Here is a 23,562-nt window from a genome sequence, read left to right on the forward strand (position 1 = left end):
CGGAGGCATAATGAAGCGCCTTCGGCTGGCCACGATACTCGTAGTGGTATCGGTGGCTGTCCTCAGCACCGGGCTTGTCGGGACGGCCGCAGCCCAAACGGAGATCTCCAACTGGACCGATCTCCAGGGAATGCAAGACGACCCCACTGGGGACTATGTCCTTGCGAACGACCTCGACGAGAATACAGACGGCTATGAAACCGTCGTCGGCAACGGCGGATTCGAGACGATCGCGCCTGTCAACGCAGATGTTGGGTATGACTATTTCAAGGCGACGTTTGATGGACAGAAGCATACGATTTCTGGCCTCAAAATCGACTCCTCAGGTGGGTTTTCCGGTCTCTTTGGACGGACATCCGGTTCTGAGGTCAAAAACGTCGTCTTCGAGGGTGTGAACGTCATCAACGGAGATCCAGATAGAGCTACTGGAGGGGTGATTGGCTACAATGACGGAGTGGTACGAAACGTCAGTGTTAGCGGATCGGTCGAGGGAGGTGGCCATACCGGTGGAATCGTTGGAGAGAATGCTGGTACCATCGAAGATTCGTACGCAACGGCTACTGTTACCAGTAGGTCGACAGAATACGAATACGCCGGTGGACTGGTCGGACAGAACACCGGAACCGTCGAAGATTCTTATGCTGCCAGCGACGTGTCCGGCGGAAACGATGCCGGTGGGGTGGTCGGGTTCAACAGCGGCGGCGAAGTTCGAACCTCCTACTGGGATACCTCACTCACATCCGGATCGTCCGGCGGAACCGGACTCTCGACCGAAGAGATGACCGGTGCGGACGCACCCGAGAACATGGGTGGCTTCGCGTTCACCGACAGATGGCACGCCACCGACTCCTACCCCGTCTTCGCGTGGCAAAACACCGACCCGTACTTCGGTGTGACCATCGAGAACACGAACTCCCCCGTCGAGATCGGTGACACGCTCACCGCCACCGCGTCGGTCACCAACTGGGGAGCGGACGGTTCAGGGACGGTGACGCTTACGGACACTGGTTTCGAAAACGTACAGCGCGACTCCACCACCATTTCCCCCGCTTCCGGGGTGTCAGAGGACGTCGACCTCTCTTGGACGACCGATTCCCAAAACAACGGTAATGGAGACATCACGGTGTCGTCGGGCGACGACGAGGCTACCGCAACCGTCCGCGTCATCGATCCCGTCTTGAGTCTTGATATCGACGAGACAATGCCGGTTGATCCCGTCGACGGCGGATCGGCCAACGAGATCACCCTGACGGCGACGTACGAAGACGCCGGGACCGGAGCCCCGATCGAGGGCGAACCGGTCTCGTTCTCGGCCGTGAGGGCTTCGGGATCGCTTGAAAACCGCGACGGATCGACTGATGGAAACGGCGAGGCGACCGCTACCTACGTCGTCGGCGACGGCGACTGGGTTCAACCCGTGGAACTGTCGGTGGTACTTGACGACGACAACTCTGTCTCTAGAGCGGTCGCCTTCGATGTCGGCGAGCCCGAATTCGCGATCAACATGGTGGCCGATCAAAGCGAGATACAACCGTCCGGCGAGGCCACCGTGACCGCGACGGTCACCTACGAAGCACCGTTCGCCGCCGGAAACGAACAGGAGGGCGAAACCGTCGACTTCTCGGCCGGAACCGCCGAGGGCAGTCTTGGACTGACCGACGACACCAACGCCGACGGTACTGCGACGACGACCTACACCTCCAGCGAGAGGGATTTCGGCGACACAGTGACGATCATGGGCGAGGTTGACGATGTCACTGACACGGCGGCGGTCGACGTGTTGGATTCCGTCGTGATCGAGGCGACGGGCTCGACGACGACTGCTGGTGACTCCGGAGAACTCGACGTCACAGCGACTGATGGGACTGGTGCTCTCCTGGAGGGCGTCACAATCGAAGTAACTGACGACGGTGGTCTCGACGGGATTTCGACCGGCGAGACGAACCAGACGAACGCCTCCGGCGTCGCAACGTTCTCGTTCACCGACGAGCAGTCCCGGGACGCCACCCTCGGCTTCGCGTGGGGAGAAGATACTGGAGTCGAAGCCACCGCAACCGTGAGGGTCGACCCGGCCGATCCGGCGGCCGTCGTCGTCAGTTCACAGCCCGACGACGCGACCGCAGGCGAGCCGGTCAGCAACGAGACCAGTGGTACTCTCGTCGTCGACATCCGCGATGCGTACGACAATGTGGTCGACGACGCCACCGATGAGGTGACCCTCGATATCGAAACCGGCGATGGAACTCTCGGGGGTGACACAACAGTCAGCGCTACTGATGGCGTCACCACGTTCTCGGATCTCTCCATCGAGACGGCTGACGACTACACCCTCACTGCCGCTGCCGGTGGACTGACCGAGGACCGCAGTCGCTCGTTCACCGTCTCGGCCGCAGCCGCCGACAGCTTCGCGGTCGACGCGCCGGATTCGATCATTGCGGGAGACTCGTTCGTGCTGACGGTCAACGCGACCGACGAGTTCGGCAATCCGGCGAGCGGCCAGGACCTCGCTGGCTTCGAACTCGACTCGGCGTTCGACGGTATCGTCTACAGTTCGGCGGTCGAACTCAACGAAACCGGCGAGAACGAAACGCGGGTCGCTGCACGGTCAGTAACGACGGTCAATGAGAGCCACACGCTTACTGCCAGTGCGGACGCCCTCGGTGACGAAAGCATTGATATTCGGGTCGATCCCGCGGCCGTCGACAGCCTCACCGCGCCGAACGTGACCGGAACCGCCGGACTCCCCGGAACGCTCACGGTCAACGCCTCCGATGCATTCGGTAACTCGCTCGCCGACGAGGGTATCAACGTCACCGACTCCGGTGGCCTCGGCCGACTCGTCGCTGGCAACACGAACCGGACGAACGAAACCGGTGACGCCGCCTTCGAGTTCCTCGAAAACACCAGCGGCACCTACTCTGTCGACCTCGTAGCCGTCGGCAATACCACAGTCACCACCACCGCGAACGTTACCATCGAGCAGGCAGCCGTCGACTCCCTTTCGGCTTCGCTCGCCGAAGACTCACTGACGACCGGCGAGTCGACGACCTTCACCGCCAATGCGAGCTTTATCAATGGAACGACGCTCGACCGTACCGAAACGGCGAACCTCACCTCGAATGATTCGTCAGTAGCAAGCGTCGACGCCAACGGGACCGTGCGAGCCGAGAGTGCGGGACGAACGGAGCTCAAAGCCGAACTCGGCGGCAAAAACGACACGGTCGCGGTGTCGGTCTCGAACCCACCACGCGCCAATCCAGCACGCAGTTCGAGTCGTCGCACCGCTTCGCGGACCGATGACGCTGTCGACATCGAGACCAACGACGATGGGAGTGTCTCGGCGACGCTCTCGGCGTCGGCCGACGAACCCGCCAGTATCGATCTCGGTGCAGCTGTCAGCGATGAGAGTGGCACGCGCTACGGTCGCGTCGATCTCACTTTCAGCGAGGATACCGAGATAACCTTTGAGGCTCGGCCGACGAGCCGTGACGGCCTCCCCGATGGCACACCTACGCTCGGGGATACTGAGGATGGACGTACCGATGACAACGGGGACACCAGCGGTGAGCCCGGCCGGGCCATCTCTTATGTCGAGTTCACGGCCGCCTCGGATGGCGTCGATGCCAGCGACCGAATCAGCGCGGCGACCATCGAATTTGAGGTGAGCAGCGACACCCTCGACGATCGTGATCTCGATGTCGATGATGTCGCGCTCAACCGCTACGACGAGGACGCCAGCGAGTGGACCGAACTCGACACGGAAGTCGTCTCGGACGGAGACGAAGCGGTCACCTACGAGTCGACCACGCCCGGTTTCTCGGTATTTGCGGTCGGCGAGAGAGTTGCTGAGACAGCGACCGACGAGCCGACAGAATCGACCGAGACGGCGGACAATACGCCGGGATTCGGGCTGTTCACGGCAGTCGTCGCCCTGCTCGGCGTGGCACTTCTGGTCGGTCGACGTGTGTGATGAATACACCGACGACTCGACCGCTTCGAACTCGGTCTGGTAGGACGCTCCGAGACGGTCGACAGGAGAGACCTATCTACGCGATCCACCGACAGACCACTCTCTGCTGGGATCCCACTTGTTCGGTTTCTATCAGTACTGCTGCTCACCTACTGTGACCGACACCATCGTTGAATTCGTCGAATAAGACCAGCTGGTCGACTTTGGTATGCGTTAGTAAGCAGTAAATTCGTGTGACCATGTAGCAGCCGGTATCGGAAATGGTGGCTCAGGTGAATTCCTCGTCACAAGGGGCTCGGAGATGGCGACCCCGATCGCGATTGCGGCAATCGGCGGGCTGTACGCCGAAAAAAGCGGCGTGTTCAACATCGGGCTTGAGGGATTCATGATCATTGGTGCATTCAGTGCCGCTGCGATGATGTTCATCCTCGGCCTCGTGGTGCTGACTGCGTGGGGCAAAACACGAATGCCATCGAAAGTGGGAGAATCCTACGACACGGAAGAGTGACATTCTCGAGTCATGAGCAGGTAGACCACCGCGTTTCCATTTTACCATATCTTTGGAAATTGCGTTCCCACGAGTACTCTCGGTAGTCACTCTGAACACTACGTTCGAGTTGTGTCGGAGTGGACATGGTTCGAAATTCGGGTCGACGAGACCTTCGAGGGCACCCGTCGGCCCTCTTATAAACACCTGCCGTAAGTAACAACATCGTTTATGATGGTTTCTAATCTCAATTCAAAAGCATGACCGACAATACAGACCATCCGAATTATCCGAGTGTCGACCAGTCGGATCGGACGGTTCCGCGGAACCTCCGTCAGACCGGCGACCCCGGCATCGAAATGTTAGTCTCCACGCGCGTTCGCAAATCCCCGTTTTTCCACAAGTCGTTCGACGAGGAGGGCGCGTGGCGCGCCACCGTCTACAACCGACTCTACCACCCCCGTGGCCTCATCGAACCCGAGGACGGCGGCGTGATGAAGGAGTACGATGCGCTGACCAACGACGTCACGCTCTGGGACGTGGCCGTCGAGCGCCAGATCCGCGTGAAGGGCCCTGACGCGGAGGCGCTGACCAACTACGTCGTCACACGTGACGTCACCGGCATGGACGCGATGGATGGCAAGTACGTCATCCTCTGCAACGAGGACGGCGGCGTCCTGAACGATCCGGTCCTCCTCCGACCCGCCGAAGACGAGTTCTGGTTCTCGATTTCGGATTCGACGCTCATGCAGTGGCTGCAGGGCGTCAACGTCGACAACGAGTTCGACGTCGAGATCGACGAGATCGACGTCGCGCCGATGCAGATCCAGGGCCCGAAGGCACTGGACGTGATGGTCGACGTCGTCGGCGAGAAAGTCAAAGACATCCCCTACTACGGTCTCATGGAGGCCGAGATTGACGGCTGTGATGTGCTGATCAGCCAGACCGGCTTTTCGGGCGAGGAAGGCTTCGAGATCTACGTCAAAGACGCCTCGAAGAACGCAGAACGGGTCTGGGACCCCGTTATGGAGACGGTCAAAGCCCACGGCGGGCGGCAGATCGCGCCAGGGCACCACCGACGCATCGCCGCCGGAATCATGTCGTGGGGCCAGGATCTCGATCACGAGACGTCGCCGTTCCAGGTCAATCTCGGCTACCACGTCCCCGACGATAAGGACGCCGACTATATCGGAAAAGAGGCACTGGAGGAACAGAAAGCACAGATCGAAAACGGCGAGTATCCGTTCACCCACAAACTCATCGGGCTCAAACTCGCTGGCGAGCCGATCCGCGATTACGCCCCCGACTTCTGGCTCGTCTCCGACCCCGAGACGGGCCAAGAGTGTGGCTACATCACGTCGCCGTGGTGGAACCCCGACCTCGAAACCAACATCGCGATGGGCTTCGTCCCGGCCGAAAAAATCCAAGAAGTCACCGACACCCCGCTCAACGACGACATCTACGACGAAGACCTCGACCTGGAGTTCCAAGTCCACCTGCCCGACGAGTACTCCGAGGAACCCGGTGAGCCGACGTTCGCGACGTTCGCAAAGGTGCCGTTCAAGGAGTCAGTCAACCCGAGCGCCCGCGAGCAGGCCAAACTCAACGCCAGACAGGAAGTCGAACAAAACGACTGACCGATCCCGCTTCGGCCCTCCATCGACATCTGTTGCAGGCGTCATTTGGCACCCCATTTTTGCTTCGTGACCTCATTTTGCTTCGTGTCGACACGTATCGGACAGTCGCTGTCAGTCTGTGAGCACCCCTCTGTCGGTCAGAGCCAACAGCGGAACAACAGGTGAAAACGCACCGACAACTACGAGTCGAGCCGGGAGCGACGCCACGCTTCGGTATCCGGTGTCTGGTTGAACGTGTAGATGTGGACGCCACGAATGTCGTACTCCTCGTCGTCCACGTAGGGCGCGAGCCCATCGATGAGATCGTCCGGTTTATAGGTGCCCCGAGAGCCGACGAGCTGCCGGACGAACCCGAGGATACCGGTCGTCTTCCGCAGGAATTCGATCGAGTCGCCGACGCCGACCTTCTGTGAGATCTGGAGGAGTCGCTGATACTTCATCACGCCCGGAATGCCGACCTCGACCGGCAGGTCGACGCCGCGGGCGCGGATCGTCTCGATCCAGTCGAGGACGGTCTCGGGGTCGTAACAGAGCTGGGTAACGATGTAGGTCGCGTAGGGTTCTTTTCGTGCCATCGACTCCGACAGCGTCCCGTCCGAAATGAAATCGTGCCCCTCGGGGTAGCCCGTAATACCGACTTCGTCGAACGAGTACGGCATCTCTTCGAGCGCAGAAAGCAGTTCGTAGGCCGACTCGAACGAGCCCGCGGGCTCCTCGCGGTCCCCGCCCGGAACGAAGATATCAGTGACGCCCGCGTCGGTCAGTCGTTGGGCGATCGATTCGAGGTGGTCTGTGCCTTCGACGTAGCGTGCGGCGATGTGGGGAACCACGTCATAGCCCTGCTCGGCCGCCTGTTCGGTGCGTTCGACCGTCCGCTCGATCCCGAGTTGTGGCGAGGTCGTAATGGCGATCGTCGCGTCATCGGGAAGATGCTGGATCTCGTCGTCGAAGCTATCGAACGGCATGAGCTCGAACCGGGCGTTTTGTAGCAAGGCTTCGACGCCATCCTGCTGTGTCGTGGTCGTAGTTCCCAATGACATACGTTAACAACTGATAGTCGCATACCCACTTTTGTTTGCGGGTGATACAACAAACCCATTTAAATAGGGTCGACCCAGCTATGCGCCACTCGGATTACACTGCTGGATGCGTCCGGCGATCTGATCGTACGACACTGACCGCTCGGGGTCACCGGAAACAGTCCGCGAGACGAGATCCAGCAGATCGAGCTTCTGTAGGATTGTTCGAGTTTGGGTACGATCCAGTTGGAGCTGCCGTTGTACCTCGTAGACAGTCATCGAATCCACGACGGCATCGGCGATATCCTCAATCTCTACCGACTCGGGAAGCCCAAGTCCGTCAGTGACGAGCGTTTCGTCCTGAATCCGGTCCATCGGATCGTCGCTCGGCGTGGGTGACTGGGTCGTCGACGGGTCGACCGTCGTCTCGACGGATTCAGCGGTCTCATTGTCGCTGTCGGCCGTGTTGTACGAATTGGGTGTGTGAATGTTCGCGTCGATCATATACCGTCGGACTGTCTCCGAAGAGACGTCCATCTCGATTCGTCGACTCATTTCAGTGAAGTTGTCGCACACCTCGTAGAGCTGTTGCAGGTACGCTGTATCCTCGTACGGTGGAAGAGAATCGTCACGGACGGCCGAGGGGTCAGGTTCCACTTCCGTGTTGTCTTCCGAGTGACCGGAGGGGACTGCGTCGACGTCACTTGCCGTTGTGTCGGGAGTTCCAGCGGATTGGCCGTGTTCAAGGAGTTTGATGTGTGTTTCGGTCGATTCGCTTTGTGTGTCTGTTTCGGTCGGACCGGTTTCGTTCGTATCGTCGGCTCCCACTGCTGACTGACCGGACTCTTTCGAGGGATCGATACGCAGTTCGAGGACCGACAACAGTCCGTCGTCGGTGATCTGGACGGCTTCGTCGTTCACCGTCACAGCGGTCGCCTCCGAGGGAAGCCCCATGAGATCGGAGTTCGAAAACTCGACTTGGATCGTCCCGTTTTCGGTTACCGTCGCATCTGCAGGAGTGATCTGTTGAGAGAGACCGTCTCCCGATGCGGCACAGAAAGAGGCGAGGAGTTCTATGGTGACTTCGAGCATTTCGTTGTCTCCGGCCGTTGCTTCGATGTGTTGGATCGATCGACCGTTCGATTCGTACTGCTCGATGATCCGAGAGAGGGCATCGAACGATGCGGAGGGTCCCATGGTATTGCCATATCATACCACGGTTTGTCCCTAAGTCGTATATGGGGAACAATCAACCCATTTATATAACCATCGTTTGCTTCCAATGTCGTGAAATGATCGGTCAGCTGTGATCGCAAATCGTCGTGTTTTGGGTTTTGATCCGGGGGTCCACAACACAACGTGACAGCGATAAAACAGGCTGAAATCAAGCAGTACGACCGTCGATAACTATTTTTGAACGGCACTGTCACTTTAGAGCCATATTTATGGAGACAACCGACAGCCTTCCGACCCACGCCGACACCGTCATCGTTGGTGCCGGAATCGTCGGCTGCAATATCGCCTATCAACTAACAGCACTTGGTCGCGAGGACGTCGTCGTCGTCGACCAGGGACCGATGCCGACGACCGGCGGCTCCTCGACGCACGCGCCGGGGATCATGTTCCAAACGGCCGAACCCAAGGTCCTCGGCAAGTTCGCCGACTATAGCCGCCAGCTGTACAGCGATCTCGAAGGGGCCGACGGACAGCAGGCCTACAACGAGGTCGGCGGCATCGAAGTCGCCCGCAGCGACGAGCGGATGGACTTCCTCCAGCGCCGCGTCGAGTACGCCAAGGCGTGGGGGATCGACGACCCCCAACTGCTCTCGCCCGAGGAGGTCACCGAACTGCTCCCGCTCGTCGACGAAAGCGAGATTCTCGGCGGCTACTACTCGCCGACTGACGGACAGGTGTCGGGCGTCGTCGCTTGCGATGCGCTGGCCCGCGAGGCGATGGATCAGGGTGCACAGTTCGTCCCCCACACCCGCACCGAAGACGTCGACGTCGAAGACGGCGCTGTCCAATCGGTCGTCACCGAACGCGGGACGATCGACTGCGAGGAGGTCGTCGTCGCCACGAACATCTGGGCGCGGCAACTCGGCGAGAAACTGGGCGTTCACCTTCCGGTGACGCCGGTCGAACACCAGTACACGATGACCGAATCACTCGACGAGATGGCCGAGGGGGCCGTCGACGTGACGAGTCATCCCCTGTTCGAGAACTACGAAAACGTCTCCGGCGAGAAGGCGACCCGGCTGCTGGTCGGCCCCGACCGCCCGATCCTGCGCGATCAGGACAACGCGATGTACTACCGGACCCACGGCGACTCCTACGGCATCGGCTCGTACAACCACGAGCCGATCGTGCCCGACCCCATGGAGCTGGGTGGCAACGATCCCGACGGCGAGCAGGGGTCGGTCCACGAGTTCACCGACCACCACATGGACACCGCGACCCACCCGGACCGACCGGACAAAGCGCCGCGACAGGCCAGCGACGAACTCATCCCGGCGACTGAGGGAGCGGACCTCGAACACAAGTACAACGGGATGTTCGCCGAATCGCCCAACGGCCTCCCCGTGATGGGGCCTGTCCAGGAGTACGACGGTCTCTGGACGGCGGCGGCCATCTGGGTCACCCACGCCGGCGGAGCCGGCAAAGCCCTCGCTGAGTGGATGGAACACGGGGTTCCGCGGCTCCCTGATGGGCCGATCGATCTGGCGGGCTGTGACGTCAACCGGTTCGACGACCACGAGGGCAGCTGGAGCTTCGCCCGCGACATCGGCGCCGAGGAGTACCGCATCGTCTACAACATCACCCACCCCAAATGGGTGTGGACCGAAACTCAGCGGGACATCCGGCGGACGCCGATGTACCACACGCACAAGGAGTACGACGCCGAGCTGTGGGCCGAAGCCGGTTGGGAGGAACCGCAGTGGTTCGAGTCGAACGCGGACTTAGTGGCCGAGTACGGTGACCGAATCGTCGACCGCGAGGGCTGGGAGGGTCGATACTGGTCGCCGATCGAGGGCGCGGAGGCGCTCAACGTCCGTGAGAACGTCGGCCTTCACGACATGACGTCGTTCAACAAGATGGAGGTGATCGGAGACGAGGCCAGCGAGTTCGTCCAGTACCTCTGTACGAACGACATGGACATCGACGTCGGCGACGTCAAATACACGCTGATGTGCAACGAAGGCGGCGGTGTTCGCGCGGACATAACCGTCACGCGGACCGACGAGGACCGCTATCTCTTGTTAACGACCGGACGCGAAGTCGGCAACAACCACGTCGCGTGGGTCCGCGAACAGTCACCGGCCGAGGTCGTCGTCAACGACGTCACCTCCAGCTACGCAGCGATGGTCTGTACCGGCCCCAACGCTCGGGCCGTCCTGTCGAAACTCACCGACGTCGACCTCTCGGACGAGGCGTTCCCCTTTTTCACGAGCCAAGAGTTTTTCGTCGACAACATCCCGGTGCGGGCGCTGCGCGTCTCGTACGCCGGTGAACTGGGGTGGGAGCTCTACACCCCCTCGGAGTACGGCGAACGGCTCTGGGAACACCTCCTGGACGCCGGCGAGGAGTACCGAATTCGACCCTACGGCAACGGCGCACTGGATTCGTTGCGCATCGAGAAGGGGTTCCGTCTCTGGGGTGAGGACCTCCATACCGAGCACAACCCCTACGAGGCAGGCCTCGGCTGGGCCGTCGACCTCGAGACGGAGTTCATCGGCAAGGACGCTGTTGCCGCGGCCGCGGCGGGCGATAACATCGATCACAAGGTCGCCTGCCTCACGCTCGACGATCCGGAGGCGGTCGTATTGCCCGACAAACCGGTGCTCGACGGCGAGGAGACCATCGGCTACCTTCACAGCGCCGAGTACGGCTACACCGTCGGGGCCTGCGTCGCCTACACCTACCTGCCGCCGGAGTATGCCGAACCCGGAACCGAGGTCGAGATTCTGTACGAGGGCAATCGGTACGCGGTGACCGTGCGCGAGGAACCGCTGGTATCGTAGGTGCCGCCCGTCCCAGTTGCATCTACTCCCCAGACGAGTCGATCCTCATTTTCTCTGGTTTCTGTCATACTGTGGTTCTGTCTCAGCGGCGTCCTGTGAGCAGAATCCCGTGAATCACGGTCTTGATTGAAATGGACGATAACAGCCGATTGAAGGGATCTACGACCAATATAACAAAATTGAAATGTAATTCCACCGGTGTATTTAAGATCATGACAGATGCAGTCGGCAATGATACCAATGAGCGAAGAGACCCTCCCATCACATGCGGATACGGTCATTATCGGAGCCGGCGCTGTCGGTAGTAGTGTCGCCTATCACCTCTCGGAACTCGGGGCGACGGACGTAGTCGTCTTGGACCAGGGCCCGCTGCCGGTGACCGGCGGTTCGTCGGTCCACGCCCCCGGCATCATGTTCCAAACCTCGCCGTCGAAGATTCAGACGAAGACGGCCCACTATACGAGTCGACTGCTCTCGGAGGCTGGCGTCTACGATGAGGTCGGCGGCATCGAGGTCGCCCGGAGCGACGAACGGATGGACTTCCTCCAGCGCCGCCTCGAGTGGGCAACTGCCTACGGATTACCCGAACCACAACTGCTCTCGCCGGAGGAGGTCACCGACCACCTCCCGCTTGTCGACGAAAGCGAAATCCTCGGCGGCTACTACTCGCCGACCGACGGCCGCGTCGACGGGATCGCCGCCCTCCAGTGGTATAGAGAGAACTCTTCGGCCGACTTCTTCGGCAACGTCGAAGTGACCGACCTCGACGTGACGGGTGGCGAGATCAACGGCGTCGACACCGATCAAGGCCGGATCGACTGTGAGCGCTGTGTGCTCGCGACGAACAACTGGGGGTATCAGACCGGCCAACTCGCTGGCCTCGACCTCCCGATCGCACCCGTCGAACACCAGTACGTCGTCACCGAACCGCTGTCGGAACTCGGCGGCGTCGAAACCGTAGTCGGCGACAACACGACCGGACTCGACGTGCCGGGCGACCGATCGATCGCCGAGTACATGAGCGAAGGTCCGCACCGACCGGTCGGCCGCGATCAGGATCACTCGCTGTACTTCCGAACCCACGGCGACGCGCTGGGGATGGGCTCGTACAACCACGAGACGCTCTCGGTCGACCCGTCGGCGATGGGCAAAAACTCCGCGGAGCAGCAGGCATCGGTCCGCGGCTTTACCGAGGAACACTGGGAGCAGCCGACCCACCCCAATCGAGAAAAATCCGCCAAGCAGGCGTTCGACGAGCTGCTTCCGGCCACCGTCGACGCGGAGTACGCGGTCACCGAAAACGGGATCTTCGTCTTCACGCCCGACGGGATGCCCGCCGTCGGCGAAACCGCACAGGTCGACGGCCTGTGGACGGGACTGGCGATCTGGTGGACCCACTCGGGCGGCTACGGCCGGATTCTCGCCGAGTGGATGGAAACCGGCGTCCCGCGGCTCCCCTCCGGTCCCGTCGACACCGGCGGCATCCACGTTCGGCGGTTCGAACCCCACGCCGGCGAGAAAGACTACTTCGTCGACCGCGGCGCGAAACGGTACGAACAGGTCTACAGCATCGTCGAACCGCGCTGGCAACCCGAGGATCACCGCGGTCTTCGGCGGAGTCCGTTCTACCAGCAGCAACAGGCGCTGGGCGCGGAGTTCTACCAGAGCGGCGGCTGGGAATCACCCCAGTGGTACGCGTCCAACGCGGACCTCGTCGACCGATACGACGAGCGCATTCCGGAGCAAGACGGCTGGCAGGGAATCAACCGCTCGAAGATCGAGGCGGCCGAACACATCCACACCCGTCAGGCGGTGTCGATGTTCGATATGACCTCGTTTAGCTCGATCATGGTCGAAGGCGAGGACAGCGGCGCGTTCCTCCAGCGGGTCTGCAGCAACGATATGGACCTCGACATCGGGCAGGTTCGGTACTCGCTGCTGTTGAACGAGGGCGGCGGCATCCTCGCGGACATTACCGTCGTTCGACTCGACGACGAGCGGTACATGGTGACGACCGGCGGCGGCAACTCGCCGGGCATCCACGGCGGATGGCTTGCCGAGCGCGCTCCCGAGACGGTGTCGGTCCACATCGAAGAGGGCGCGAAGTCGACGATCGGCCTCTGGGGGCCGAAGTCGCGGCTCCTGCTGCAGCGGTGTACCGACGCCGACGTCACGAACAGCGGCTTCCCGTACTTCCGAGCCAAGGAGATCTACGTCGGCGACGTGCCCGTCATCGCGCTGCGGGTCTCCTACGTCGGGGAACTCGGCTGGGAGCTGTGGACGCCGAGCGAGTACGGCGGGCGGCTCTGGGAGACGTTGTGGGAGGCCGGAGATGATCTGGACGTCAGACCGATGGGCGGCGGCGCACTGAGTTCGATGCGACTGGAGAAGGGGTTCCGGCTGTGGGGGACTGATATCGACACCGACGCCAATCCCTTCGAGGCGGGATTGCCCTTCGCCGTCGACATGGAGACGGAGTTTATCGGGAAATCGGCGCTCGAAGCGGCCACCGAGGAAGGGATCGACAATCGGATCACGCCGCTGACGCTGGATGACTCGACGGATATCATGCTGAGCGGCCGCCCGGTCCTGAAAGACGACGAGCCGATCGGTTATGTGCAAGCGGGCGACTACGGCTACAGCATCGGCGAGTCGATCACCTACACGTACGTTCCCGACGAATACGCCTCGGCAGGTACATCGGTCCAAATCCTGTGTGAGGGAACCGTCTACGATGCGACGGTGCGCGACGAACCGCTGTTCGACGCCGGACGAGAGAAACTACTCAGGTGAGCAGTCGACGGTATCGCTCGTAAATCGCCCAGTTGCACCCTTCGACCCCAGCAATGAACTCAACCGAATCCGACGACCAAACTGAATCCGACGACCCCCCGGTTACGTACGCCGATATCGAACGCGCTCGCAAGCGACTCGATGACGACACCGTCGTCAAGGAGACGCCGGTCGAACGAAGCTCGTCGCTCGACGAGTTCGTCGGCGGCACCGTCTATCTCAAGATGGAACACCTCCAATGGACCGGCTCGTTCAAACCGCGCGGTGCGTACAACAAAATCACACAGGACGTCGATCGGGGCGTCGACTCCTTCGTCGCCGCCAGCGCGGGCAACCACGCCCAGGGAGTGGCGCTCGCAGCCGCCAACTGCGGGGCCGAGGCGACCATCTTCATGCCGAAGAACGCCCCGCAGGCGAAAGTCGATGCGACGAGAGGCTACGGTGGAAGTGTCGAACTCGTCGGCAAGGACTTCCAGGAGACGATGGCCCACGCCCAAGCGGCAGTCGAGGAAACGGACGCCGAGTTCGTCCACGCCTACGACGACCCAGACATCATCGCCGGGCAGGGAACCCTCGGCGCGGAGATGTATCACGACTGTCCCGACGTGGATACCGTCGTCGTCCCCATCGGCGGCGGCGGGCTCATCAGCGGCGTCTCGACGGCGATCAAACACCTCTCGCCGGAGACGCGCGTCGTGGGCGTCCAGGCGACCGGTGCCGAGACGGTCCACGAGAGCCTCGACAAGGGAATGCCGGTCGTCCTCGACGAGGTCGACACGATCGCCGACGGCATCGCGACCGGCGGCGTCTCCGAGCTGACTCTCGACATCATCGAGCGGAACGTAGACGAGATCGTGACGGTCTCCGATACGGAGATCGCCCAAGCGATACTGCTCTTGATGGAGCGTGCGAAACAGGTCGTCGAAGGGGCTGCGGCGGCCTCGGCCGCAGCCGTACTGAGCGAGAGCCTCGATGTGACCGACGAGACGGTGATGCCGCTTCTCTGTGGCGGCAACCTCGATATGACACAACTCCGAACGGTCTTGATTCACGCGCTCACCGAGCGTCGACAACTCATGCGGCTTCGCGTTCGGATCGACGACCGACCGGGAGTCCTAGAGGACATCTCCGGGACGATCGCTGACTACGGAGCGAACATCCACGACGTTCGTCACGACCGTTCGGTCGACGATCTGGACGTCGGCGAAGCCTATCTCGTCCTCAATGTCGAAACCAGCGGCATCGAACACGCCAACGGCATCGTAGACGGGATCGAAGCGAGCGGCTATCCCGTCGAGGATATCGCGCGGACGAACTGAACCATCGATCGAACAGACGACAAATCAACGGGTCGACACACTCACCGCAGCCGAGGGGTGCAGCAAAAATTATTTATTTTCAGCTATACCAGATGTACTTGCACAATTAATTATGTACGAATCCATTTTGATCCCGTACGATGGGAGCGACGAAGCGAATCGAGGGGCCACACACGGTATCGACCTCGCAGCCGAGCTCGGAGCCGCTGTACACGGGTTGTACGTGATGGACCTCCCCGGAGCGCCACGTGCACTCTCGCTTCGAGACGACGAAGAGGAGCTCCGCGAAGAGTACAGGGAGTACGGCGAGACCGTGATGGCCGAGCTCAGCGAGCTTGCCCACGAACGCGGTGTCGAGTGTTCGACGGCGATCAAAAGCGGCTCGGTGAGCGAAGCCATCGTCGACTATGCCCGAGACGAGGGGCTAGACGCGATCGTGATGGCCTCGGCGTACCACGGGACTCTCGGGGCGTTGCTGGGCGGAACGACCGACAAAGTCGTTCGAACCGCCACAGTGCCGGTAATAACACAGCGAATGCGTGTCGACGAGGTCTAAGTCGGATTACGTTGTGAGGACCCGTGTTTCCCTGAAATAAAGCACAATACTCAGGCTCAAAAAGCAGACCCCGGCAATGCCGAAGTCGCCAGCGGCCATCGCCGAGAGCGCAGCCGCGCCAAGGATGACGGCGAGGCCGACGAGACCGGATGCCAACAGGTTCGCCATACACTACCTACTGTGACTGAACCATTAAACGCCAGTATCTCGAACACGATTCGTCAAAAGTGCAATAACTAGTGTAGGGTAGTGCGCCATTTATCTAGTGAAAAATAGAATATGTAAACCTGCGTTAAAGTTGTGAGAAAAATCCGATTTCGAAACACATCTTATCAATATCATTGAATAAAATAGGTTCGTTGTGAAGCCTTCTGCGTACGGTTTATAACACGTTCAGCGAATCTCTCCTGTTGTTTTGTAATCATGGCTAACTTTTATTACAATTCCTCCAATGTGTGTGGGTGAGGATGTGTGTCATAGTCATTAGAAAAACCGAACTACACGAACGGATCGAGAACTGACGCGTCATCGCTGGTGTTGGGTTGCTGTCTCCGGTGTGGTCCAGTGAGCGTACAACCGAGTTGGTACCGCGATGACCGAACGACGAGGCGGTCGATAGGAATGTAAGAAAGACGAAAACAGATATGACCCGGAAGATCCAGAGACGGTTGATACACGACGGGAGGGTATCGTATGTCAGACAGCGACAGTAAAACCGGAGAGATTTCTGACGGACTTCAGGTGGAGCTGTTCCATCCGGACTCCGACAGGAAACCGGGAGATACCAACATCGAGGCGTTCGGGTTCGACATCCATCCGATCGTTTTCCCGGTCGCACTGGGTTTGGTCGCACTGTTCATCGCAACCACCATTCTGTTAGGCGATCAGGCGGCCAACGCGTACTCGGCAGTCCGCAGCTTCTTCGAGGGGAACTTCGGCTGGTTCTATCTCCTCTCTGTGAACGTGTTCATCGTTACGATTCTGTACTTCGCACTCGGGAAGTACGGAACGATCAGGATCGGTGGTGTGGAAGCCGAAAAGGAGTTTAGCGACTTTTCGTGGATGGCCATGCTGTTCAGCGCTGGCATGGGGATCGGCCTCATGTTCTACAGCGTCTCGGAGCCGCTGTTTTACTTCGGCAGCGTCCCGGGCTTTTTCGGTGCCGAAGCCGGGACCGGTGCAGCGGCATCGGCAGCAATGGCTCAAACGTTCTTCCACTGGGGCTTTCACCCGTGGGCAATCTACGGGCTGGTCGGCCTCGGATTGGCGTTCTTTTCGTACAACCGTGGGCTCCCGCTGACCTTCCGCTCGATCTTCTGGCCCCTCCTCGGTGACCGAATCTACGGCTGGCCCGGACACATCATCGACCTCGTGACGGTGTTTGCGACGCTATTCGGGCTGTCGACATCGCTCGGCCTCGGCGTCGCCCAGATCAACACCGGCCTCTCGTACGTCGGCGGCGATATGCTCGGCATCGTCAGTATCCCAACAGGGACCGTGCCACAAATCCTCCTCATCGCGGTGATCACCGGCATTGCCACGATGTCGGTCGCCGCCGGCCTCAATAAAGGCGTCAAGCGACTCAGCACGCTGAACCTCTACCTAATGCTCGGGCTACTGGGTTTCATGCTCGTCGTCGGTCCGACGGTGTTCATCTTCGGAACGTGGGTCGAGGGGCTCGGTGCGTACTTCGGCAACCTGCTGTCGCTGTCGTTCTTCACCGGGACGCTCGGTGAAGGCGGCAGCACAGTCTCCGCATGGACCGTGTTCTACTGGGCGTGGTGGATCGCCTGGTCACCGTTCGTCGGCATGTTTATCGCACGCATTTCGAAAGGCCGAACCGTCCGAGAGTTCGTCATGGGCGTGCTGTTCCTGCCATCGCTGTTCTCGACACTCTGGCTGTCAGTGTTCGGCGGCAGCGCGCTGTTCAACTCGCTGCAAGGAAACGGTGCAGCCCTCGCAACGTACAACGAACTCGGTCAGACTGTGGCGATGTTCGCGCTCCTCGAACAGTTCCCGCTCGGCGCGATTTCGGGACTCCTCGCGACGCTGCTCGTGGTGACGTTCTTCGTCACCTCCTCGGACTCGGGGTCGCTGGTTATCGACCATCTGACCTCGGGCGGTAAACACGACGTTCCCAAAAATCAGCGAGTCTTCTGGGCGGTCACCGAGGGTGCGGTCGCCGCACTCTTGCTGTGGGGCGGCGGTCTCAACGCCCTCCAAACGGCCGCGATCGCGACCGGCTTCCCGTTCGCCATCGTCCTGATGTTGATGTGCGTTACCGTCTATCAAGGGTTGAAAAACGAGTACGAAATCCTAGAATCCGATCAGTTCGCAGAACGTATCCAAGATATGACCGAAGACGAAGATATCGAAGTGGTGCAGACCGGCGATCAGGTCGTCACGGACGTGAGAGGAGGTGATGTCGAGGGGACCGACTAAGTACTGATACTGCTTGACTCTTGTGACGTTGTTTGTCCGGGCACAATAGCTGTCTGTAGATTTCTTTACGGAGCGCACAGACAGTATCACATATGGACCGTGCAACCGTGCGACGAGATCTATCGACCAGCCGTCGACCCCAGAATTCCGACAGGAGAACAGAACCGTGACATTCGCCGAACAGCCGATCGGCCAGTTCGCCGCCGACGTCGCGTCGACGCGGGTGACACCGAGCGGAGGCGCAGTTGCTGCCGTCTCCGGGGCGATGGGTGCATCGCTCTGTGAGATGGTCTGTATCCACACCGCCAACAGCAACGCGGCTGGGTCGACCCTCTCGGATCTCGGTGAGGAGTTCGGGCGTCACCGCAGACGGTTACTGAGGCTTGCGGACGACGATGCCGCCGCGGTCGACTCCTTGCAAGCAGCGTTTAGAGAACACGAGTCGACATCGAATACCGTCCAGACGGCCGTGAAACGCGCAACAGACGTCCCACTGGAGATTGCGACGGTGTGTCTGGCCGTCATCGAGGCTGGAGTGGACGTCGTCGAAAACGGCAATCCCAACGCCGTTGCCGACGCAGTCACCGGCATCGCGTTGGCTCACGCGGCGCACAGATCGGCCGTGTTCACCGTCCGCACCAACCTTGAGTTACTAACGGATCCAGAAGTGGTCTCGAACCGCGACCGACAGGCGACCGAGCTCGCGCAGGCCGCCCAAGCGGCAATGGATCGCGTCGACGAGCGTGTAGATCACTCGCTGTGAGCGCCCAATGGCTGCGAGGGGTTCAAAAGACGCGAAAAAGCCTAGCTTTGGGACACGTGCACCGACCCGGCGTGGAACCACAGTCTGGTCGGTCCACCGATCCCGACCGAAGCAATTGCGACCCACACGACGATACCGAAACTCACCGGCAGCAGCAACCATACGAGTGCGCTGACCGTCCCGAGTCCAACCAAGCCGATCCACGGGTCGGTCGCGCCGACGAGGTCGGCCAACCACGCACCGACGACGACGAACCCCAACCCGCCGAGCGAGAAAACGAGCCCAGCGGCGACCAGTGTCACAGACACTGTGAGCGCAGTTTCGGCGACCGCCAGACGGATCAGTTGTGAGTAGGCGTAGCCGACGAGCAACACGACGATACCGTAGGCCATGAGTCCATACAATGCGGAGACGAGTGGGCGCTGCATTGACGCCGAGACAGCATCATCGAGCCGACCCCCATACCGGTAGATGATCGCCCCACCGCAGATGACTGTCGTAATGGACGAGACTGCTGCCAGAACGGGTCCGTGCGCATCGAGACCTGCTGTCGGAATGATAGCATCAGCCGACAACAATTCACCGGAAACGAGAACCGCCGTCCAGATATCCGGCAGGCTATCGGCGAGCATGACAAGCCGGTTCACGAGACGTTGTGAAAAATGTTGGTCAAGCATGAGGTAGTGTAACGACTGCTCAGTCGGCATCAAGCAACGAAGCGACATCAGCAGCAGCAACTGCGTCATTCGCGGCCTCGACCGTCCGAACCACGGCGACGTTTTCGGCAACGTCATGCACCCGAACCAGATCTGCGCCACGCTCGGCAGCCATGACCGTCACCGCAAGCGTCGGCAGCAGGCGATCGCTGTCCTGGTGGCTAACAGCTTCGAACATCGATTTTCGGGAGTGGCCAACCATCACCGGACAGCCGAGTGCTCGGAGTTCGGCGAGTCGGTCGACCAGCGCGAACGACGCCGAGGCGTCCTTGCCGAATCCACAGCCCGGATCCACGATAACCTGTTGGCGGTCGATGCCGACCTGCTCGGCGCGGAGAAGCCGCTCGTTGAGATCCCGAAGAACGGTTTCGACGCTGTCGTCACTCACAGTCTGTTCGGGATCAACTGGAGCCGACAGACTGTGCATGAGGATAACTGTCGCGTCGTGGTCGGCGATCACGAAGCGCATTTCGGGGTCGGAGAGCCCCGAGACGTCGTTGACGATATCGGCACCCGCTGCGAGCGCTGCATCCGCGACTGCCGCTTTCCGGGTATCGACCGAAATCGGGACCGGAAGCGAGGCGATCGACTCGATCACAGGGACGACGCGGTCGATTTCGGCGTCGACCGAGATGGGGTCAGCACCGGGACGTGTGCTTTCGCCGCCGACATCGATGACGTCGGCACCGGCCGCAACCATCTGCTCGGCCCGGTCGACCGCCGCATCGAGACGGGCGTACTCGCCGCCGTCGTAGAAGCTGTCGGGCGTGACGTTCAATATCCCCATCACCGCCGTCGAATCGGTGTCGAACGGTTCGGCCGGTAACGAACCATCGAGCCGGGTTCGAAGCTGTCGTGCAAACGGTGCAAGGCCGAGGCCATCACGTTCGATAGCGTCGGCGAGTGCGTGAAGTTGGGCGTCGGTCCCCTGGAGAACGGTCGAGACGAGTTTCTTTGGCGCACCAACATCTGATGTAACACAGTCGCCGCCGATGGATTCGAGCCGTTCTTCGACACAGGTGGCCTGTTCGGGGCGAAGCGTCGTCGAGAAACGTCGGTGGCCTACGGCGTCGACATCAGTCTCGGAAGCCACCGCGTCTTCGGTTGCGGTGATCGCCGGTGATTGGCAACGGGAGTCGGTCGGAACGAGCAACCGTGTCCAGCGGTCTCGTGCCTCGGCGACAGCGTACAGCGACCCGGTGACGAGGACAAAATCGTCCTCACCGGCCGCGTCGACGGCCCGTTCGGTGGCTTCGAGGACGGATTCGATGCGGTGGATCTCGTCGGCGTGGCCGTCGAAGACGTCGGCCAGTACGGATGGTTCGGCTGCGCGGTCGGTCACGGGGCGCGTGGTGTAGGCGGTGTCGACCGGCGGCAGCGCGCGAACCATCCGCTCGTGGTCCTTATCGCTCATCGCCGCGAAGACGACGTGCAACTCCTCGTACGCATAGCGATCGAGCAGGTCGGCGAGCGCAGTCATTGCGCCGGGGTTGTGCGAGCCGTCGAGGACGATCATTGGCTCGGTCGATCTGATCTCGAAGCGTCCTGGCCAGCTCGCAGCTCGAAGGCCGTCGGCGATCGTTCGGGAGTCGACGGTGGCAACTTGAGTCGCAAGCGTCGCTGCAATACCAGCGTTCGTCGCCTGGTGTTGGCCGAGCAGCGAGAGGTTGGTCTCGATGGCCCACTCAGCTCCCGTGATCGAGACGGTGTTTTCGACAGCCGAGTGCATACCGTTTTCCACAGCAGTAATATCCGAGTCCGCTGGACCGACCGTTATCACGTCTGTTTCGGTTCGAATGGCGTCGAGTGCGGCCCCCGTCGTCCCCGTGACGAGCGGCGCGTCAGTCGGGGCAACCTGGGCTTTGTCGCGGGCGATCTCCTCGATCGTCTCCCCGAGCAGTTCGGTATGTTCGAGACTGACGCTCGTGACTGCACTCGCAACGGGATCGACCGCACTCGTCGCGTCGTACCGGCCGCCAATGCCGACTTCGAGGATCGCGACGTCGACATCCTCGGCTCCAAAGTGGAACAGCGCGAGCGCGGTAAGGACCTCGAACTGCGTCGGCCGATCATCCGGAGAGAGTTCCTGCTCGATGAACGGCTTGATCCGCTCGACGAACTCGGTGACGCGGGCTTTCGGAATCCGTCGATCGTTGACGAGGACCTGTTCGCGAAACGTATCGAGTGCTGGTGAGGTAAACAGGCCGACGTTCAATCCCTCGGTTCGAAGGACGCTGTCGAGCAGTCGCGCAGTGCTTCCCTTCCCGTTCGATCCGGCGATCTGGACGCAGTCGATGTCGTCCTGGGGGTCGCCGAGGAACGACAGCATCCGCGCGGTCGTCTCCGTACCCAACTTCGGTCGACGCTGGTGTAACGAGTGGAGGTAGTCGGCCGAATCGTGGTATTCCATAGCACATATGGTCCGTGGTGGCGTGATTAATGTACCGTCGCAATCACGTTGTGTCGGGCGGGTGATTTATTGAGTCACGTCGGTAGCCCACGGACATGAGCCGTGAACAGTCAGGTACCCGCGCATCCGCTGACCCGTACGTTACCGCGTTCGACTCGACCGTTCGGTCGACCGATGGTCGAGAAATCGTCCTCGACGAAACGTACTTTTACCCCGAAGGAGGCGGCCAACCGGCCGATCGCGGAACGCTCGGCGGGATGGATGTCGTCGACGTCCAGAAACGTGACGGCGAGATCGTCCACACCCTCGCTACGGAGCCGGAACTGACGCCCAGCGAACGCGTCCACGGAGCAATCGACGAATCGTTTCGAACCTACTGCATGCGAGCCCACACTGCGAGCCACGTCGTCTATGGCGCTGGTCGTCGGCTGTTCGATGCCCAAGGCTACGGCGGCTTCGCTATCGCTGACGACCGCATCCGCCTCGATTTTAAAACGACGGCCTCAGTCGACGAGATCGACCCCTTCGAGATCGAACGACTCGCTACGGAGGCCGTCTGGGACGGCCGGTCGGTCGAGTGGGACGAGATGGATGCCGACAAAGCCCGCGCAGACGACCGGATCGTCTTCAATCTGCCCGATGGCGCTGAATCGGCCGATACGGTCCGGATCGTCGAGATCGACGGCTGGGATATTTCTGCCTGCGGGGGGACCCACGTCGAAAACACGAGCGAAATCGGACCAATAACTGTGCTCGATACCGAGAACATCGGTGAGGACCTCATACGGGTCGAGTACGCCGTCGGTCCGACGGCCATCGACCAACAACTCGCCGAGCGTCGACACGCGACCCAGGCCGCAGAACTGCTCGATACAGGCGTCGAGGAACTCGCCGGACGTGCCGAGCGCCTTCTCGAACGAATCCAAGCCTTAGAGGCTGAACGCGACGAAATGCGGGATCGACTGCTCGAGACGCGGGTCGCAGCGCTCAGCCAACAGACGGTGACGAAAGACGGCGCTGAGTGGCTCGTCGGCACGGTTGAGGCGGCCGGTCCGAACGCGGTGGCTGATCGAATCCGCGAACGTGAAAACCCGGCCGACGTGGTCGTCCTGACGGGAGTCGACGGCGCGACCTTCCTCGTCGTTGGGACTGGCGGCGAACACGACGCCAACGAGATCATAACCGACGTGACCGACGAGTTCGGCGGTGGTGGCGGCGGACAGCCGACCATCGCTCAGGGCGGCGGACTCGACGCTACCCCCGAGCGCGTCGCCGAATACGTTCGAAACTTGTGAACGGAATACTATGGAGACCTGATCCACCGAAACTCATCGCATACGCTGACAGATAGGATGAGCAATCGACTGCAGTACAGCGACAGTACGAACACATCCTATCCCCTTAGTATCAACTAGGCTAACATTATTACGG

At 60.9% G+C, this 23,562-nt stretch carries 14 protein-coding genes and 1 pseudogene; 10 read left to right on the forward strand and 5 right to left on the reverse strand.

Going from position 1 to position 23,562, the window contains the following annotated elements; translation table 11 throughout:
- Positions 1 to 10: 10 nt before the first annotated feature.
- From NO877_RS03415 to NO877_RS03425, 3 genes and pseudogenes are all read left to right on the forward strand, one after another.
- Entirely contained in the window at positions 11 to 3,970 is a 3,960-nt protein-coding gene (locus NO877_RS03415) for a PGF-pre-PGF domain-containing protein (protein ID WP_256394903.1), read from the forward strand.
- Positions 3,971 to 4,271: 301 nt separating this feature from the next.
- Positions 4,272 to 4,400 (forward strand): annotated as a pseudogene (locus NO877_RS03420) (ABC transporter permease); the annotation flags it as partial.
- 317 nt (positions 4,401 to 4,717) lie between these two features.
- Positions 4,718 to 6,094 (forward strand): aminomethyltransferase family protein, encoded by a 1,377-nt coding sequence (locus NO877_RS03425; RefSeq protein WP_256394904.1) that lies wholly within the window; start codon positions 4,718 to 4,720, stop codon positions 6,092 to 6,094.
- 179 nt (positions 6,095 to 6,273) lie between these two features.
- Here the strand turns inward: NO877_RS03425 and NO877_RS03430 are convergent, their stop codons facing one another.
- Positions 6,274 to 7,134 carry a methylenetetrahydrofolate reductase gene (locus NO877_RS03430; protein WP_256394905.1) on the reverse strand — a complete coding sequence of 287 codons (861 nt, stop codon included), beginning with the start codon at positions 7,132 to 7,134 and terminating at the stop codon, positions 6,274 to 6,276.
- A gap of 78 nt (positions 7,135 to 7,212) precedes the next feature.
- Positions 7,213 to 8,310, reverse strand: a complete 1,098-nt coding sequence (locus NO877_RS03435; protein WP_256394906.1) for a DUF8073 domain-containing protein — start codon at positions 8,308 to 8,310, stop codon at positions 7,213 to 7,215.
- 248 nt (positions 8,311 to 8,558) lie between these two features.
- Between NO877_RS03435 and NO877_RS03440 the strand changes: the two genes are divergently transcribed.
- The 4 genes from NO877_RS03440 (at position 8,559) to NO877_RS03455 (ending at position 15,800) form a co-directional block, all read left to right on the forward strand.
- Entirely contained in the window at positions 8,559 to 11,132 is a 2,574-nt protein-coding gene (locus tag NO877_RS03440) for a GcvT family protein (protein ID WP_256394907.1), read from the forward strand.
- Positions 11,133 to 11,372: 240 nt separating this feature from the next.
- The gene (locus tag NO877_RS03445) at positions 11,373 to 13,925 is read left to right on the forward strand and encodes a GcvT family protein (protein WP_256394908.1); all 2,553 of its coding nucleotides are present in this window, start codon (positions 11,373 to 11,375) and stop codon (positions 13,923 to 13,925) included.
- 53 nt (positions 13,926 to 13,978) lie between these two features.
- Positions 13,979 to 15,244: a threonine ammonia-lyase gene (ilvA, locus tag NO877_RS03450; protein ID WP_256394909.1), complete on the forward strand. Its 1,266-nt coding sequence runs from the start codon at positions 13,979 to 13,981 to the stop codon at positions 15,242 to 15,244.
- A gap of 112 nt (positions 15,245 to 15,356) precedes the next feature.
- Positions 15,357 to 15,800, forward strand: a complete 444-nt coding sequence (locus tag NO877_RS03455; protein ID WP_256394910.1) for a universal stress protein — start codon at positions 15,357 to 15,359, stop codon at positions 15,798 to 15,800.
- A 6-nt stretch (positions 15,801 to 15,806) separates the two neighbouring features.
- Here NO877_RS03455 and NO877_RS03460 read toward each other — a convergent pair whose 3' ends face one another.
- On the reverse strand, positions 15,807 to 15,968 hold the full coding sequence (locus NO877_RS03460; protein WP_256394911.1) for a hypothetical protein: 162 nt from the start codon (positions 15,966 to 15,968) through the stop codon (positions 15,807 to 15,809).
- A gap of 525 nt (positions 15,969 to 16,493) precedes the next feature.
- Here NO877_RS03460 and NO877_RS03465 point away from each other — a divergent pair.
- Both NO877_RS03465 and NO877_RS03470 read left to right on the forward strand, forming a co-directional pair.
- Positions 16,494 to 18,242, forward strand: coding sequence for a BCCT family transporter (locus NO877_RS03465; protein WP_256394912.1), 1,749 nt, complete (start codon positions 16,494 to 16,496; stop codon positions 18,240 to 18,242).
- 166 nt (positions 18,243 to 18,408) lie between these two features.
- On the forward strand, positions 18,409 to 19,005 hold the full coding sequence (locus NO877_RS03470) for a cyclodeaminase/cyclohydrolase family protein (RefSeq protein WP_256394913.1): 597 nt from the start codon (positions 18,409 to 18,411) through the stop codon (positions 19,003 to 19,005).
- Positions 19,006 to 19,046: 41 nt separating this feature from the next.
- Here NO877_RS03470 and NO877_RS03475 read toward each other — a convergent pair whose 3' ends face one another.
- Entirely contained in the window at positions 19,047 to 19,637 is a 591-nt protein-coding gene (locus NO877_RS03475) for a hypothetical protein (protein WP_256394914.1), read from the reverse strand.
- 64 nt (positions 19,638 to 19,701) lie between these two features.
- Positions 19,702 to 22,131 (reverse strand): dihydropteroate synthase, encoded by a 2,430-nt coding sequence (gene folP / locus NO877_RS03480; RefSeq protein ID WP_256394915.1) that lies wholly within the window; start codon positions 22,129 to 22,131, stop codon positions 19,702 to 19,704.
- 95 nt (positions 22,132 to 22,226) lie between these two features.
- Here folP and NO877_RS03485 point away from each other — a divergent pair, with 95 nt between their 5' ends.
- Complete coding sequence (locus tag NO877_RS03485) at positions 22,227 to 23,426, forward strand: alanyl-tRNA editing protein (RefSeq protein ID WP_256394916.1); 1,200 nt, start codon at positions 22,227 to 22,229, stop codon at positions 23,424 to 23,426.
- Positions 23,427 to 23,562 lie beyond the last annotated feature (136 nt).

It is taken from the genome of Halohasta litorea (genome assembly GCF_024494645.1).
GTDB lineage: Archaea > Halobacteriota > Halobacteria > Halobacteriales > Haloferacaceae > Halohasta > Halohasta litorea.